This is a genomic window from Tolumonas osonensis, from assembly GCF_014202415.1.
GTDB classification, from domain to species: domain Bacteria; phylum Pseudomonadota; class Gammaproteobacteria; order Enterobacterales; family Aeromonadaceae; genus Tolumonas; species Tolumonas osonensis.
In genome coordinates this window covers 58305-74221 of record NZ_JACHGR010000005.1, presented here as the reverse complement: position 1 = coordinate 74221, position 15917 = coordinate 58305, and the positions used below count along the sequence as shown (strand labels likewise).

Here is a 15917-nt window from a genome sequence, read left to right as displayed (position 1 = left end):
ATAAGTGTAAGACGGAGTCGGGGTTATGAAATGTGTGCTGGTATCGGCTGGCGTTGCTCAGTTGCAGCTTGAATTGCAGGCGTTAAATGATGATCCGGAGATCCGGTTCATTATGATGCTGCTGGCGGTACAAACAGATATTGCTCATGAAAAGATCAATCATCTGCTGGTGACCAATTCAAAGCCTGTTATCGGCGGTGTCTTCCCTTATGTCCTGTATGACAAATCGCTGCTGGCGAGCGGCATTGTGCTTATCGGATTCTCCTGTCCGTATAGTATGGCGGTCATTCCCGAGTTAAGTAAAAACGGCCAGATGGAGGCCGAATTACAAAGACAGCTTCCCTGGCAGAATACCGGACGGGGTACGTTGTTTACTTTCGTTCATGGTATGAGTTCGGGGGTACAGCGACTTATTGATGGTTTGTTTAACCAGTATGGTCTGGAGATAAACTACATTGGCGGTGGCTGTGGCTCCCTGAAAAAGCTGAATCAACCCTGTGTGATCACTCCGCAGGGGATTCTGTCTGATGCGGCGGTGTTAGTCATGGCAGATGTCCCGAGTGGTATCGGGGTCGCACATGGCTGGCAATCCATCTCCCGGGCGTTCAAGGTCACTGAAGTGGAAGGTAATGAGATTATCTCCATTGACTGGCGCCCTGCGATTGATGTGTACCGTAATGTAGTTGAAGATCATTCCGGCATTCGTTTTTCTGAAATACCTTTTTCGGAAATAGCACGGGCATATCCGTTTGGTATTGCAAAACTCGCCGATGAACTGGTTATCCGGGATCCTATCGCGCTCAATGGTCAGCGTATTGTCTGTGTCGGGGATGTTCGCCGCGGATCTTATGTGCATGTGATGCACGGGAAGCCGGACTATGTTTCGGCTGCAGCTGGAAGAGCCCGTCAGAAAGCGGCTGAGAATCTGAAGGGGCGGGCACCGAATCTGATGCTGTTTATGGATTGTATTTCCCGCGTTCTGTTTCTGGGGGAATTATTTGCCCGGGAGATCTCCAATGTGTCTATGCCGGGGGTTCCGCTTGCCGGTGCTCTGACGGTGGGTGAAATAGCCAACTGTGGCTATGATTATCTGGAACTTTATAACAAAACTTCGGTAGTAGGATTACTGGCCAGTGATACGTCAGGGACTAATTGAGCAGGAAGTATTACATGAAATCGCCATGTCGATTGGCGAGAGTATTGAAATGGAGAACATGCTGGCAGAGTGCATTCCGGTTTTTCTGCGTGGACTGGGATGTGCGACCGCAGCGGTGTTACTGCGGGATGAGCAGGATGAGTTTTATACCCCTACTTATATTTTACCGCGGGCAGCTGTCCGTAATCATCATCTGCACCAGGCTATTAACCGCTCGGTAGAATGCCTGACCGTTCATGAACCCTTACCTGTTCCCCTGTGTCATTTTGAGTCGACCGGACTCTACTATTATGCCTGGCCGGTACAGGATTTCGGCGCATTATTACTGGGCCGCAGCACCCAGTTCCGCGATGGCTTGCTCAGGGAAATCCAGCCGCTGGTCAATAAGCTAGCACTGGCGTTAGTCAGTTGTCGCCAGTATCAGCGGCTGAAGCTGGCACAGCAGAGCATGATTCAGGCCAGAGATGAGGCTCAGGCCGCCAATAAGGCGAAAAGCCATTTTCTGGCGACGATGAGTCATGAGATCAGAACCCCGCTGAATGCGGTTATCAATCTGTCAGAACTGTTGCTGGAAACGAAGCTGGATGACCGGCAACGAAAATTAATCCAGGGTGTTTGCGAAGGTGGCCGTTCGCTACTACAGCTGGTGAATGATGTACTGGATTTTTCCCGGATAGAGGCTGGCCGGCTGGAGCTGGTGACGACATCGTTCAGACTGCATGATCTGCTGGACGGGCTGGCATCCTTGTTTGAGAAAGATGCAGCGCTGAAAAAACTCTATTTCGGGCTGAGTATCGGCGACGATGTTCCTGAAGTCATTGCCGCAGATCCTTCCCGGTTGCGTCAGATATTACAAAACCTCCTGGCGAACGCGATTAAATTCACGGAAAAGGGCAGTGTCAGCGTGACGGTGAAGATGTTGCCAAAGGAGCAACAGAGAGCCGGTAATGTGCCCATGATGATTTTCCATATCAGCGATACCGGGATCGGTATTTCAGAACAGGATCAGCAACGGTTATTTCAGGAGTTTTCTCAGGTTGATACGAATCTGGATCGCCGGTTTGGTGGTTCTGGTCTGGGATTGGCGATTGCGGCAAGACTGGTCATGCTGATGGGCGGAAAAATTGGCTGCCATTCGGTGCCGGGTGTTGGCAGCACCTTCTGGTTTACCTTGCCGGTCAGAACCAATGGCACCGTGCATGAACAGAGCAGGACGGATAGCTCCGGGCTACAGCCTGTCAATGTCTTGCTGGTGGAAGATAGCCAGACTAATCAGATGGTGGCAACGGCCATGCTGGAAAAAACGGGCTGCCGGCTAACCATTGCCAATAACGGCTATGAGTCACTCGAAAAGGTTCAGCAGGCTGATTTTGATATTGTGCTGATGGACGTTTCCATGCCGGGAATGGATGGTCTGGAAGCGACCCGGCGGATCCGGGCTCTGGGCGGCAAATATCAGACATTGCCGATTCTGGCGATGACGGCGCATGCGTTTGCCCATGATCGGGAAGCCTGTCTGGAAGCCGGAATGAATGATTACCTGAGTAAGCCACTACAGCGGGAACAACTCTACTCATTGCTGAAAAAATGGACATTGAGCAAAGACACGGGGACTGTTACTGAGACACTGCCGCCGCCCGTTACCATGATTGGCACAACGAAGCCGATTCTTGACGAGCACATTATTCAGACTCTGCTCAATGATATCAGTCCGGACTTGTTCAGACAGCTGGTTATCATTTTCCTGCAGGAAAGCCGGGAGCATTTTGATGCCATGGCACAATTGATCCCGCAAGGAGATTCGGCCGCTGCCGCGAAACGGGCTCATGCGGTAAAAAGCAGCGCTGGTGCGCTGGGGGCGGTGGCATTGCAGGATATGTGTGGTCAGCTTGAAATTGCTTGCCGGGAGTCAAAGCCACACATTGCGGCATTACTGCAGGCAACGACCAATGTTGCTGAAGCCTCATGGCAGGCGTTACACAGCCGGTTAGGCTAACAACTTAACCGGCTGCCGAAACAATTACTCGGCTTCTGTCTCGTTACCAGTATCGTTATCGGTGTAGTTGTTTTCCGCCGGGGCCTTGCGGCGCACCGGTGCAAAACCATCGGTATCGCGTTCCCAGGCTTCGCTTTTACGTCCGGGTCCTTTTCTGGCGGCCGGTCCGCCTTTCTTATTGACGGTCCGCTTACCCTGCGCCGCTTTTGCTGCTGCCAGCGGATGCAGTTCCTTGCCGGAGAATTTCTTGTTCTTCGGTGCCAGTACGCCTTTGAACTTACCTTCAAGACCTTCAATCACACTGAATGTTATTTCCCGACGCTGTAATGTCAGCAGATTCTGGAAAGAGCCCCAGTCTTTCGGACTGATCAGTGAGACCGCCGTACCCTGATTACCGGCACGACCCGTACGTCCGATACGGTGGATATATTCTTCAGCCTGCTTAGGCATATCAAAGTTCACCACCAGCGAGACATGCAGCAAGTCAAGACCACGGGCCGCGACATCGGTGGTAAACAACACTTTGGCATGGCCGCGGGAGAACTGATCAATCACCTGATTACGCTGCGCTTGCTTCATGTCACCGGATAATGCCAGTGCCGGGATATTCAGGCTGCTGTAGTGACTGGCCAGACGCTCGGTATCTTCACGCGTGGCGAGAAACACAATCGATTGCTGATAATCAGGCTGGGACAGCAGATGCTGCAGCAATGCCTGTTTATGATCCAGATGATCACATAAATAGAATACTTCGTTGATATCCGCATGAACCGCGTGCATTTCACCAATAGAAATGGTCTGCGGTGCTTTCAGGATATAGCCGGACAGCATTTCAACGGCCTTGTGGTGCAGCGTGGCCGAGAATAACCAGGTCTGGCGTAAACGGTGCGAGGCTGCCGAGTGGATAGATTTCAACGCATCGGCAAATCCGAGATCAAGCATACGATCCGCTTCATCCAGAACCAGGATTTCAACCCCATCGAACAGGAAGCTACGGGCTTCCAGATGGTTGACCAGACGGCCAGGTGTCGCGACCAGAACCTGAGGCGTTTTACGCAGTGCCTTGATCTGATCGTTAAAGTTTTCACCACCCAGCACCAGACTGCAGTGGATTTGGGTTCCGGCGACCAGAAAACGCAACTGGGCATAGACCTGTTTTGCCAGTTCCCGGGTTGGCGCCAGAATCAGGGCGCGGGGGCCGCGGGTTGAAAGCGCTCTTGAGGTTAACAACCGATGCATCAACGGAAGCAGATAGGCCAGTGTTTTACCGGATCCGGTTCTGGAAGCCACGGCAAGATCCCGCCCTATTAACGCATAAGGGATAGTCTGAGCCTGTACTTCGGTCATCTCCGTGTAATCAAGATGCGCCATGGCCTCTTTTAAGCGTTTGTGCATCGTTAGTTCATCAAAGCGCAATGTAAATCTCCTGGTTGGAACAACAGATAAAATTTCTAATCATTATACCCTGAGCCGGGGTTCCGGGCGAACAAAGTCACAATATGATTGACGTAGCGGGGCAATCTAACTAGATTAATTCGCCACAAACGGGCAAACAGGAATTGCCTGTATATGAAAATAGCGTAGAGGTCATGATGTATAAGACAGACGATGTAAGGATTAAAGAGATTAAAGAATTATTACCGCCGATTGCTCTGCTGGAGCGGTATCCTGCGACTGAAACCGCCACTCAGACGGCGTTTCAGAGCCGTCAGGCGATTCATAATATTCTCAATGATCAGGATGATCGTCTGCTGGTCGTGATTGGTCCTTGCTCTATTCATGATCCGGAAGTGGCTATCGAATACGGTAAGCGTTTGCTGGCAATGCGTGACGAGCTGAAGGGCGAACTGGAAATCGTAATGCGCGTTTATTTCGAAAAACCGCGTACTACAGTTGGTTGGAAAGGCCTGATCAACGATCCGTATCTGGATAACAGCTATAAGATCAATGACGGTCTGCGTATTGGCCGTAAATTGCTGTTGGACCTGAATGATATGGGTATGCCAACAGCTACCGAATTCCTCGACATGATCACGCCACAGTATATGGCGGATCTGATGAGCTGGGGTGCTATCGGTGCGCGTACTACCGAATCTCAGGTTCACCGTGAACTGGCTTCCGGTCTGTCTTGCCCGGTGGGTTTCAAAAACGGCACTGACGGTACCACCAAAGTCGCGATCGATGCGATCAGCGCGGCAGGTGCGCCACACAACTTCCTGTCTGTCACCAAATTCGGTCATTCAGCCATCGTGTCTACTGAAGGCAACAAAGACTGCCATATCATCCTGCGTGGTGGTAAAGAGCCAAACTACAGTGCCAAACATGTTGCTGCAGTAGTGAAAGATCTGGAAAAAGCCGATCTGCCAACCAAGATGATGATCGACTTCAGCCACGCCAACAGTTCCAAGCAGTTCAAGAAACAGATGGAAGTGTGTGCTGATGTCTGTGGTCAAATCGCGTCCGGCAATCACCACATCATGGGTGTGATGGTGGAGAGTCATCTGGTTGAAGGTCGTCAGGATCTGGTTGAAGGTCAGGAGCTGATCTGTGGCCAAAGTATCACTGATGCCTGCATCGGCTGGGATGATACTGCCAATTTGCTGCGTCAGCTGGCGGTAGCCGTAAAAGCACGCCGTGGCTAATTCACGTTAATGTGCATGCGAAGAGAAGCCCGCCGGAATGCGGGCTTTGTTTTTTTCAGCCCAGATGATCTGTTGTCAGCTCTTTCAGACTGGATAAACAGATATCCGCAATAGAGAAACGCGGGTTAGCGGCATGAACAGATTCTGGTATCACAATCGCCTTCATGGTTGCGGCTTTGGCAGCCAGTAGCCCATTGAAGCTGTCCTCGATTGCGATGCATTCTTTCGGATGAACACCCATCTGAACCGCGGTCTGCAGATAAACCGCAGGGTGTGGTTTGCCATACTCTTCGAACTCGGCGGAATGACATATAGAAAAATAATGGCTGATTTCCAGACGAGCCAGAACGGCATGAACGAGCTCCATGGGGGAGGACGTGGCCAGACCGATGGCAAACCCCTGGTCGGACACTACTTTCAGTGCATCCCGAACCCCTTCTTTTGCCACGCCTGAAAGCATCACATTACTGGCTACCCGGCCGACAATGGTGCTAGCCGTTTCCTCAATACCCGGACCTTCCCAACGATATTTGGCATACCAGTGAGCGACCAGCGCATCAATACGCAGTCCCATGGTTTCTTCACATTCTTTAGGCGTGATCTCGATACCCAGATCTTTTAATACTTCAATCTGGGCTTGTTGCCAGAAAGGTTCTGAGTCGATCAATACACCATCCATATCGAAAATTACGGCTTTTTTCTGCATCTGGGCGTCTCTGAATATTAAGGAATAATGACTTTACGAAAGGTATGGGTATTCATGTCGACTGTAAAGATGAAACCGGTTTCATGGGTGCGAACAGTGAACTGTGTCCCATTTCATCTGCTCGCATTCTGACTAGCTAATCTGCTGGCTAAGTGTTTTCCGTAAGGTGGTCCGTAAGCGGAAGGCCAGCAGAGCTGCCGCGGTCGTCAGACCAAGAATGATGCCGATCCAGAAACCCTGAGGTCCCATCCGCGGCGTGACCCAGTCCGTTAATCCCAGCAGGACGCCGGTTGGAATGCCGATCAGCCAATATGCGAACAGAGTGATCAGGAAGATGATTCGGGTATCCTTGAATCCACGCAAAGCGCCGGATGATATGGCCTGCACGGTATCAGAGAACTGATAAACTGCCGCAAAGATGATCAGGTGGGCGGCTAATGTGATCACGGAAGGTTCGCTGGTGTATTGTGTGGCTATCCAGTGCCGGAGCAAAATGGTGGAAGTCGCGGTGATGACGGTGATTGATAAGCCCACCATCAGACCACTGAATACTGCAACGCGGGCCTGCGCTGGCTGTTCTTCTCCCATCGAGTGTCCAACCCGGATAGTAATGGCGTATCCCAGAGACAAAGGCAGCATGAAAATCAGTGAAGAATAGTTCAACGCAACCTGATGGCTGGCAACAATTTCCGGGCCGAGCGGTGCCAGCAGCAAGGCAACCACGGTAAACAGGGTCACCTCACAAAACAGTGCCATTGCAATGGGCGCACCAAGTTTGAAGATGCGAGCCATGCTGCTCCATTGCCAGCCGATGTATTGACGGAACAGGCGGTATTCCTGGTAAGCCGGTGATTTCAGTACATATACTGTGATGACGATGGCCATGAACCACATGGCAGCGGCGGATGCAAAGCCGCAGCCGACACCACCTAATTCAGGTAATCCCCAGACACCGTAGATCAGCAGATAGTTAAGCGGAATGTTGAGCAGCAGACCGGCAAAAGCGATGCACATGCCGGGTATGGTGTGCGACAGCCCCTCGGCGTAATTCCGTAATACCTGATAATAAAGATAGGCTGGCAGCCCCAGCAGCATGGCATGCAGATAGCGGGTGGTTTTATCCGCCATCACGCTGGAAACATCCATCCAGTGAAGTAACAACGGACTGAAATACAGCAGTAGTCCGGCAGGAATCAATACCAGTAAGGTCAGCCACAACCCCTGTGCCACCGCATTGGGTATTTTGTCTTTTTTCTGGGCTCCGTTGAGTTGCGCAACGATCGGCGTCAGCGCCATGATGATGCCCTGACTGGTTAATACGATGGGCAGCCAGAAGCTGCTGGCAACGGAGATAGCGGCCAGGTCGATAGCGCTGTACCGGCCAGCCATAATGGTATCCACCAGCGTCATCGCTGTTTGGGCGACTTGCGCCAGAAGAATAGGGAATGCCAGCCGGACCAGGCGGCGGATCTCCTGTTGATACTGAATCACAACATGACCTTTATACGTGTAAGAAAATAAAGACGCCTGAATATCAGGCGTCTTCGGAGTAATCACTGATTAGCAGATTGGCTGCAGCAAACGCTGCTCTGTTACGAACGTCTTCAGGCAGATCCGGATTGGCGGCAATTTGATCCAGTGTGGTTAACACAACACCGATAGCATTTGGCATATAGCCCTGATCACCGCTCCCGATTTGACTGTAAACCTCCCTGATTTTTTCGCAGTAGGCGAGGTGTTTCATCGGTCAGTCTCTGTTATTTTAAACCGCCGACACTATAGCCATAAGTGGCTTAACCCGCCAGTTTATCTCTCTCAAATGGCTAAAATTAGCGCAATCTGATGCTGCACCCGGGTTTCCACCACAGGATCATTATGTAACTGCACCAGTAACGGATATAACGTATAGATGACCTGCCGGACATCGTGCCCGTGGGGTAGTGGCCAGACCTCCTGGTAGCCGCGCATAAAATCGGTTTGGTCGGGCGAGAAGGCTGCCAGCCAGGCCAGATCCAGTTCCCGATCCCCGCAGTAGCAGGCGTTATCGGGCAGGAAAAGACCATCATCAGTGGTCAGTATGTTGTCTGGTAATAATTGCCCGTGCAGCATACAGGGCTCAGGATGATGATGATGCAGAAGACGGTGTATCACGCTGGTCATATCTGAAATATTGATCAGGTGTTTTCCCTTTTCCTCATGTAACTGCAACTGCCAGCCAATCCGCTGCTCAGAAAAGAACGAGGCCCAGTTTTTTTGCCAGCGATTAGGCTGAATTTGCTGGAATATATAGGTATCTTCTTCCCAGCCATACATACCTTGCTGACAATTTTTGTGCATGCCGGCAAAGCGTTTGCCTAAGTCATACCATTCATCCGAAGTGGGCTGGGCGTCTTTTACCTCAAACGGCTGGAAAACAACAAAGCATTGATCCGAAGTTGAACCGTATAAAATAATTTTAGGGGAGGTCAGCCAGTCAGCCATAAGGGCCTGGTTACGGGTTACAATATCAAATTTGGTGGACAGGGATTTGGGCGTGATCCGTATGACAAAAGAGATATCCCGGGTTTGATCGGTTATCCGGTAATAATTCGAGTCTTCGTTATGCAGCAACAACTGACGTTTCTCGATAGTAAACGGTGTATCCATACATTCGGAGATCTGTTTTGTAATGGATTGCCACATATAAACCTCCAGACTCAGTCCACACGCTGCTTAAAGTATAGAGCAGGTTGCTGGATTAGGCGGATATCTTTGGTCACAGATGCGACTTGTGTAAATTTTTCTATATATTTCTGGTACATGACGGAAATAAACCGGCAAAATACACGCCATATAAAACATAAGCACGCTAGGGAGACGTGACATGCCTGTTGTCGAATCGATGGAGTTTCTGGATATGCTGATTAAGCTGGCCTATGAAAATGGCTCAGACTTATATCTTTCTACAGGAGCAATACCCAGTATCAAATTTAATGGTGTACTGACACCGATCCAGGAACTTCCGATGAAGCCGGGCGAAGTGGCGGCGATTGCCGACGAAGTCATGGATGCAGAACAAAAAATCGCGTTTGAAAAAGAGCTGGAGATGAACCTGGCGCTTTCTTTACCCCGGGTTGGCCGCTTCCGTGTCAATATTTTCCGCCAGCGTAATGAAATCTCGATTGTCGCCCGTAACATCAAACTGGATATTCCGACGTTTGAAGAGTTGAAGCTGCCGCCGGTGCTGCTGGATGTCATTATGCAAAAACGCGGTCTGGTGCTGTTTGTCGGCGGGACCGGTTCTGGTAAGTCAACGTCGCTGGCGGCACTGATCGATCACCGCAATAAAAACACCAGCGGGCACATCATCACCATTGAAGACCCTATTGAATATATTCATCCGCACAAGAAAAGCATCATCAACCAGCGTGAAGTCGGTGTGGATACCCGCAGTTTTCATGCGGCACTGAAAAATACACTCCGTCAGGCGCCGGACGTTATTCTGATCGGGGAGATCCGCGATCGTGAAACGATGGAACACGCCCTGGCATTTGCCGAAACAGGTCACCTGGCGATCTCGACACTACACGCCAACAATGCGAACCAGGCACTGGACCGTATTATCAACTTCTTCCCGGAAGAGCGTCATCCGCAGTTAATGAACGATTTGGGTAATAACCTGAAGGCTTTCGTTTCCCAGCGTCTGGTAAAAACCGTGGACGGCAAACGCCGTGCAGCCGTCGAAGTGCTGTTAGGAACGGCAACGATTCAGGATATGATCCGTCGCGGCGATTTCTCCAATATCAAAGATATTATGGAAAAATCGGTCAACCTGGGCATGAAAACATTTGACCAGTGTCTGTTTGAGCTTTATTGCGAAGGGGTGATTGATGAAGATGAAGCGTTGCGTAACGCAGACTCCGTCAATAACCTGAAGCTGAAGATCAAATTACATGATGAGAACGGCAAGGTGGAAATTAAAGGTCCGGCTTTGAGTTGGGAACTGGATCCGCTGAAACGTGATGAACCGGGTCTTCTCTGATCGGTAACTCTTTTCTGAGGCAGGTCGGATCTGGCCGATCTGCCGTGTTGTCTTGAGGTTGTTATGTCTCTGGAATGGCTGGCCCTAGTGTCAGCTTTTTTATGGGCCTGTGCCAGTCTGTTATCTGTTGTTCCGGCAAGACATCTGGGTACGTTTGCGTTCAGTCGCTGGCGAATGGCCTGTGTCAGTCTGATGCTGGGCGTGATGGGGCTGGTCAGTGGTGGTTTTTATTCTCTATCCCTGACTCAGGTGGGAATGATGGCCAGTTCCGGATTGATCGGTATTTTTATCGGCGATACCTGTCTGTATGCCTGCATGAACCGTATTGGTCCCCGCCGATCCAGTCTGCTTTTCGCTACGCATGCGGCATTCTCGGCCCTATTCGGTATCTGGTTGTTTCAGGAACAGCTCTCTTTGCAAGGCTGGAGTGGGGCTGCGCTGGTATTTGCCGGCGTTTTGATTGCGGTCGCTTTTAGTGGTTCTCAAACACAAAAACTCGAATATAGCCATGGTGCCTTGTGGCTGAGCCTGTGTTTGGGACTCATGGCGGCATTGTGTCAGTCGCTGGGTACTATTATTGCCAAACCGGTGATGATGGCCGGGGCAGATCCCATTGCCGCGTCATGTATCCGGATGCTGGTTGCTTTTGCTGCACATGCCGCGCTGAGGCTGACACAAGTGCCGTTCAGCAAAGCCATATCACCGATCAATTTGCGGATTCTGGGTATCATCACACTGAATGGTCTGCTGGCGATGGTGCTCGGGATGACGATCTTCTTGTTTGCCCTGAAGCATGGCAACGTGACATTAGTGGCCATTATGTCATCCACTTCACCGGTGATGCTGTTGCCGATCCTCTGGATTTTTACCCGGCAGAGACCCGGCGCCGGCTCATGGCTGGGGGCTGTATTAGTCGTGACCGGAACGGCGCTGGTACTGGCCCGCTAGAAGAGAGCAATCTCTTCAGGGGTCAGCTCCCGGTAACTGCCTTCCGGGACAGCCGGATCCAGCACCAGTTCACCAATGCGTTCACGGTGTAACCGTTCCACATGATTGCCGACGGCCGCGAACATGCGCTTGACCTGATGATATTTTCCTTCATGGATGGTCAGTAACACTTCCTGCGGGGTAATGATTTCCAGTTGCGCCGGTCGTGTCACCTGGGTTTCACTGCGTAGTAAAATACCGTTAGCGAATACTTCTTCTGTTTCTGGGGAGAGTGGTTCGGCCAGCCATACGCGGTAGGTTTTATCGCATTGTTTCCGGGGGGAGGTGACGCGGTGAGACCACTGTCCATCATTGGTAACAAGCACCAGCCCGGTAGTATCGACATCAAGCCGGCCGGCAGCATGCAATTCACTGGCACCAGGCAAATCAAACAGCCGTGCAATACCCGGATGGCTGGCATCACCGTTAGCACATACATACCCCTGTGGCTTATGCAGCATAAAGTAATAATGTTTTTCGCCGGGGGTATCCAGTGGTTCACCATCCAGCAGAATGAGATCTTGCTCTGTTACATGGTGCGCGCCACTTTTGATGATCAGATTGTTGACGCTGATACGGCCGGTTTTCAGTAACTGAGATGCCTGAGAACGGGAAATACCAAGACATTGATGAAGATGTTTATCTAATCGCATGATTTGTCAGTCTGTAACAGAGAGTATTGATTGCCGGGTAGTGTATGGCTTTTGAATCTTGTCTGCCATTAAGTCAGATTTTCTTCTGTGTTTACGGTCATGATTTCTACAGCTCCGGCGCAATGGTTGGTCAGTTCGGTTCTAAAGGCAGCCAGCTGTGCCGTGGCCAGTTGTAACGTCATTGCAACCTGCAGATCATAACTCTGCTCTTCCTCTGCTGTATCGTAACGGCTCAGTACGTGCCGCACCGGCGATTCCAGCGCGTAGTCATAGCGCAGTGCTATTTTTGTCCGCGGCACTTTCAGTTTTACAGATAAATTATCCAGTACACCACTGACCGCATCGGAGTATGCCCGCTGCAGTCCGCCGGTACCCAGTTTGATACCGCCATAATATCTGACCACTGCCACAACGATTTCGCCGAGGCCGCTGTGCTGCAGAATTTTGAGCATCGGGCGTCCGGCGGTACCGCTGGGTTCGCCATCATCACTCATCGACATTTCGGTCGTATTGGGTGCACCGGCAATATAAGCCCAGCAGACATGACGGGCCTGTGGGTGCATATCCCGGATTGAGCGAATAAAGGTGTCTGCAGCCTGGCGATTACTGGCCTGCGCGGCATAACTAATGAACTGACTGCGTTTGATTTCGAATTCGAACTGGTTTTCAGCGGCAGGAATGTTATAAGAAGCAGACATGGACGGCGTTCGAGATGGTTGAATCAATGCATTATGTCATGAATTTGCGTTGAATTTCATTTACGCTGGATCTTGAGTAAAAATGATTATTGATGCACTTAAGCTGTTTTTCAGGAAATACGGATAACCTGATAACGCTTTGTAAACAACGGGAGAGAACGATGCGCTTACTGGGCAATATTATCTGGTTTGTTTTTGGTGGCGTACTGATGGGATTGGGCTGGTGGCTGGCTGGTTTACTGGCATTAATTACCATTGTGGGTATTCCATGGGCAAAAGCCTGTTTTGTCATTGGTCAGTTTTCTTTTTTCCCGTTCGGGAAAGAAGCGGTCAGCCGTAAAGATCTTTATCTGCAAGAAGATATTGGTACCGGGCCGTTCGGTCTGATTGGTAATGTGATCTGGTTTTTGTTTGCCGGGATCTGGCTGGCATTCGGGCACATTTGTTCTGCCATCGCCTGTTTTGTCACCATCATCGGTATTCCGTTTGCCATTCAGCATCTGAAACTGGCAGGTATTGCGCTGGCACCGATCGGTATGACTATCGTGCCGAAAGAATTAGCGGAAGCCGTCCGTGGTCAGAGTGCGGCAGCAGAACTGAATAAGCGCCGTTCACAGCGATAAATATGATCATCAGCGTCAGCCGACGGACTGATATTCCGGCTTTTTATTCCACCTGGTTTATGAACCGGATAAAAGCCGGATTTGTGATGACGCGGAATCCATTTAATTATCATCAAACCAGGCAGATTTCATTACGGCCTGAAGACGTTGATGTCATCGTATTCTGGACCCGCAACAGCGCACCTTTGCAATCCGATCTGAAATTACTGGATGACATGGGTTACCATTATTATTTTCAGTACACGATCACCGGTTATCCCCGGACATTGGAAACGGCAACCCTGCATCCATTAAAAGCGATCGATCATTTTATTCAGTTGTCGCAACAGATTGGCAGGGAGAAAGTGATCTGGCGATATGATCCGGTGTTGTTATGTGATCTGTTGCCGGTCGGGGAACACATCCGGCTATTCTCGAAAATTGCCGGTTTATTAGCCGGATATACAGAACGGGTTGTTATCAGTTTTGCCGATTTTTATAAGAAAACGGAAAGAAATCTGCTGCGCATCAGCGAGTTAAATTCGCGTGATATTATGCAAAATGAGGCTGATTATTTGCGCGTATCGGAAGCGTTTATGATGATTGCCGCGGCAAATGGAATGGAGATCAGGACCTGTTCAGAAAAAGCGGTCATTCCGGAACAGGATATTCCTCATGGCGCCTGTATTGATGCGGCATTGATAGAAAAACTATTTCATCTGAATTTGTCATTGAAGAAAGATAAAAATCAGCGCGCAGAATGTTTATGTGCGCACAGCGTTGATATCGGCGCGTATAACACCTGTGTGCATGGCTGCCAGTATTGCTATGCAACCTACAATCATCAGCAGGCGGTCAGAAATTATAAACAGCATGATCCGGCCAGCCCATTCTTGCAGAGCTGAATTCAGAAGAATACCTGACACGCGATGCCCCGCTGTTTGCATTGATACATAATTTCCTGACCCGCAAATTCAAAGTATTCATCAGAGCGTTTATCTTCCAGATGGTACTTTTTGTAAATGAAATCCGCATAATTGTAATTCATGCGATCAACATAGATGTAATCCACGATCCCTTCGAGCTTTTCTACCAAATATTCTGCGCCCGGAAGGATAGGGGCAATCATTGCATAAGTTCTGATACCGGACTGATGCAACTCGGATAGCGCGTTTAAGCGATCCATTATTGAAGGTGCATGTGGTTCAAACAGTTTCCTGATCTCATCGTCCGCAGTTGTGACGGAAAACCCGACTTCGAAGTGTTTTGCCTGTTTAATAATATCGATATCGCGGAGCACCAGCGGCGAACGCGTCTGAATGACAACGGGCCAATCATTCTGAGCCAATATCTGTAAACATTTTCTGGTTAACTCATATTTTGCTTCCAGCGGTTGATAGGGGTCGCATACTCCGCTGATCCATACCTGGGCTTTCTTTTTTCTGATGATTTCCTTTTGTAATAGCTCGGGAGCATTAACTTTTACATCAACAAATTCGCCCCAGGGTTCTTTATGTCCGGTAAACCGTTTCATATATCGCGCGTAACAATATGAGCAACCATGCTGGCATCCCACATAAGGATTAATCACATAGTCATACACTTTAGATGCAGAAAGAATCGACTTTGATTGAATCTCGTTTACGTTCATACATTATTTACCCTCAGGAAAAAGTATATGAAGGCTGTGATCTCATGACTCAGGGCTGACTCAGTAGCAGATAGCCGGCAAGGCCTATCCCGAGTATTCCAAGCAGAAACGATAAAAAGACGACAAACGATTTGGAATATCTGGGGGGCAGATCGGCCTGAGGTAACAGAGAGATATACCGGTAGTGCTGAATGGCGGCCACAATGATGGTCAACGAACCGGTGAGAACAAAAAGGATACCCATGAAGGCGGATAAAGACGTATGTGATACTGCCGGGGTGCTTTGTAATTGAGTTTCAAACAATTGAATAAATAATCCAAAGCGGGATACAACAAAACCAAGAGCAATAATGGTGAGTCCTGTGCGTAACCATGCCAGCAGGGTACGCTCGGCAGCAAAAAATACACGAGGATCAGATTCGGATATGGGCATAAAGATGGTGTCCTGAATGAGTCAAAGCATCGTTTTTCTTCATTAAGGATAGCGGAAATCAGCAGTCATACAGAGGTTTGTACGGGAAGCGCAAACGAAAAAGGCCACTCGTCTGAGTGGCCTTTTAAATTTGGTTGCGGGAGCAGGATTTGAACCTACGACCTTCGGGTTATGAGCCCGACGAGCTACCAAGCTGCTCCATCCCGCGTCAATGGAGCGCATATTAGTGATCATGATCACGGATGGCAAGCGGTATTTTCCGATTATTAGTCAATTGCTCAATAAGTTGGCAATTCGCGTTAAATTTCAGCAATCAGTAACTTACCTGCAATTCATATCTGTTTTAGCAATTCACGGCTATAATACGCGTTT

At 49.7% G+C, this 15917-nt stretch carries 16 protein-coding genes and 1 tRNA gene; 7 read left to right on the top strand and 10 right to left on the bottom strand.

Annotated features, from left to right (window positions below):
• The first annotated feature begins 25 nt into the window (after positions 1-25).
• Both HNR75_RS08045 and HNR75_RS08040 read left to right on the top strand, forming a co-directional pair.
• Entirely contained in the window at positions 26-1156 is a 1131-nt protein-coding gene (locus tag HNR75_RS08045; RefSeq protein ID WP_188026468.1) for an FIST signal transduction protein, read from the top strand.
• Positions 1134-3152 carry a response regulator gene (locus HNR75_RS08040; RefSeq protein ID WP_188026467.1) on the top strand — a complete coding sequence of 673 codons (2019 nt, stop codon included), beginning with the start codon at positions 1134-1136 and terminating at the stop codon, positions 3150-3152. Before HNR75_RS08045 ends, HNR75_RS08040 begins: the two co-directional genes overlap by 23 nt.
• A gap of 24 nt (positions 3153-3176) precedes the next feature.
• Here the strand turns inward: HNR75_RS08040 and HNR75_RS08035 are convergent, their stop codons facing one another.
• Positions 3177-4547 carry a DEAD/DEAH box helicase gene (locus tag HNR75_RS08035; protein ID WP_246358816.1) on the bottom strand — a complete coding sequence of 457 codons (1371 nt, stop codon included), beginning with the start codon at positions 4545-4547 and terminating at the stop codon, positions 3177-3179.
• A 194-nt stretch (positions 4548-4741) separates the two neighbouring features.
• Between HNR75_RS08035 and aroG the strand changes: the two genes are divergently transcribed.
• Positions 4742-5794 carry a 3-deoxy-7-phosphoheptulonate synthase AroG gene (gene aroG, locus HNR75_RS08030; RefSeq protein WP_188026465.1) on the top strand — a complete coding sequence of 351 codons (1053 nt, stop codon included), beginning with the start codon at positions 4742-4744 and terminating at the stop codon, positions 5792-5794.
• A gap of 55 nt (positions 5795-5849) precedes the next feature.
• Here aroG and hxpB read toward each other — a convergent pair whose 3' ends face one another.
• From hxpB to HNR75_RS08010, 4 genes are all read right to left on the bottom strand, one after another.
• Positions 5850-6500, bottom strand: coding sequence for a hexitol phosphatase HxpB (gene hxpB, locus HNR75_RS08025; RefSeq protein ID WP_188026464.1), 651 nt, complete (start codon positions 6498-6500; stop codon positions 5850-5852).
• Positions 6501-6632: 132 nt separating this feature from the next.
• Entirely contained in the window at positions 6633-7991 is a 1359-nt protein-coding gene (locus HNR75_RS08020) for an MATE family efflux transporter (RefSeq protein WP_188026463.1), read from the bottom strand.
• 43 nt (positions 7992-8034) lie between these two features.
• Entirely contained in the window at positions 8035-8244 is a 210-nt protein-coding gene (locus HNR75_RS08015; RefSeq protein ID WP_188026462.1) for a YaeP family protein, read from the bottom strand.
• Between the two features lie 71 nt (positions 8245-8315).
• Positions 8316-9182, bottom strand: a complete 867-nt coding sequence (locus tag HNR75_RS08010) for a fructosamine kinase family protein (protein WP_188026461.1) — start codon at positions 9180-9182, stop codon at positions 8316-8318.
• Positions 9183-9381: 199 nt separating this feature from the next.
• On the opposite strand from HNR75_RS08010, the gene HNR75_RS08005 reads away from it, so the two are divergent.
• Entirely contained in the window at positions 9382-10521 is a 1140-nt protein-coding gene (locus HNR75_RS08005) for a PilT/PilU family type 4a pilus ATPase (RefSeq protein ID WP_246358835.1), read from the top strand.
• 63 nt (positions 10522-10584) lie between these two features.
• Complete coding sequence (locus HNR75_RS08000; protein WP_188026459.1) at positions 10585-11469, top strand: DMT family transporter; 885 nt, start codon at positions 10585-10587, stop codon at positions 11467-11469.
• On the opposite strand, the gene rsuA is transcribed toward HNR75_RS08000, so the two are convergent.
• On the bottom strand, positions 11466-12161 hold the full coding sequence (gene rsuA, locus HNR75_RS07995; RefSeq protein WP_188026458.1) for a 16S rRNA pseudouridine(516) synthase RsuA: 696 nt from the start codon (positions 12159-12161) through the stop codon (positions 11466-11468). The two genes, HNR75_RS08000 and rsuA, sit on opposite strands and share 4 nt — an antisense overlap.
• A gap of 68 nt (positions 12162-12229) precedes the next feature.
• Positions 12230-12859 carry a YigZ family protein gene (locus tag HNR75_RS07990; protein ID WP_188026457.1) on the bottom strand — a complete coding sequence of 210 codons (630 nt, stop codon included), beginning with the start codon at positions 12857-12859 and terminating at the stop codon, positions 12230-12232.
• A 161-nt stretch (positions 12860-13020) separates the two neighbouring features.
• Here HNR75_RS07990 and HNR75_RS07985 point away from each other — a divergent pair, with 161 nt between their 5' ends.
• Both HNR75_RS07985 and HNR75_RS07980 read left to right on the top strand, forming a co-directional pair.
• The gene (locus HNR75_RS07985; RefSeq protein ID WP_188026456.1) at positions 13021-13482 is read left to right on the top strand and encodes a YccF domain-containing protein; all 462 of its coding nucleotides are present in this window, start codon (positions 13021-13023) and stop codon (positions 13480-13482) included.
• Between the two features lie 2 nt (positions 13483-13484).
• Positions 13485-14366 carry a DUF1848 domain-containing protein gene (locus HNR75_RS07980; RefSeq protein ID WP_188026455.1) on the top strand — a complete coding sequence of 294 codons (882 nt, stop codon included), beginning with the start codon at positions 13485-13487 and terminating at the stop codon, positions 14364-14366.
• Positions 14367-14368: 2 nt separating this feature from the next.
• Here HNR75_RS07980 and HNR75_RS07975 read toward each other — a convergent pair whose 3' ends face one another.
• The 3 genes from HNR75_RS07975 to HNR75_RS07965 form a co-directional block, all read right to left on the bottom strand.
• Positions 14369-15112: an SPL family radical SAM protein gene (locus tag HNR75_RS07975; RefSeq protein ID WP_188026454.1), complete on the bottom strand. Its 744-nt coding sequence runs from the start codon at positions 15110-15112 to the stop codon at positions 14369-14371.
• Between the two features lie 49 nt (positions 15113-15161).
• Entirely contained in the window at positions 15162-15545 is a 384-nt protein-coding gene (locus HNR75_RS07970) for a YidH family protein (RefSeq protein ID WP_188026453.1), read from the bottom strand.
• A 131-nt stretch (positions 15546-15676) separates the two neighbouring features.
• Positions 15677-15753, bottom strand: a tRNA-Met gene (locus tag HNR75_RS07965).
• Positions 15754-15917: the final 164 nt, after the last annotated feature.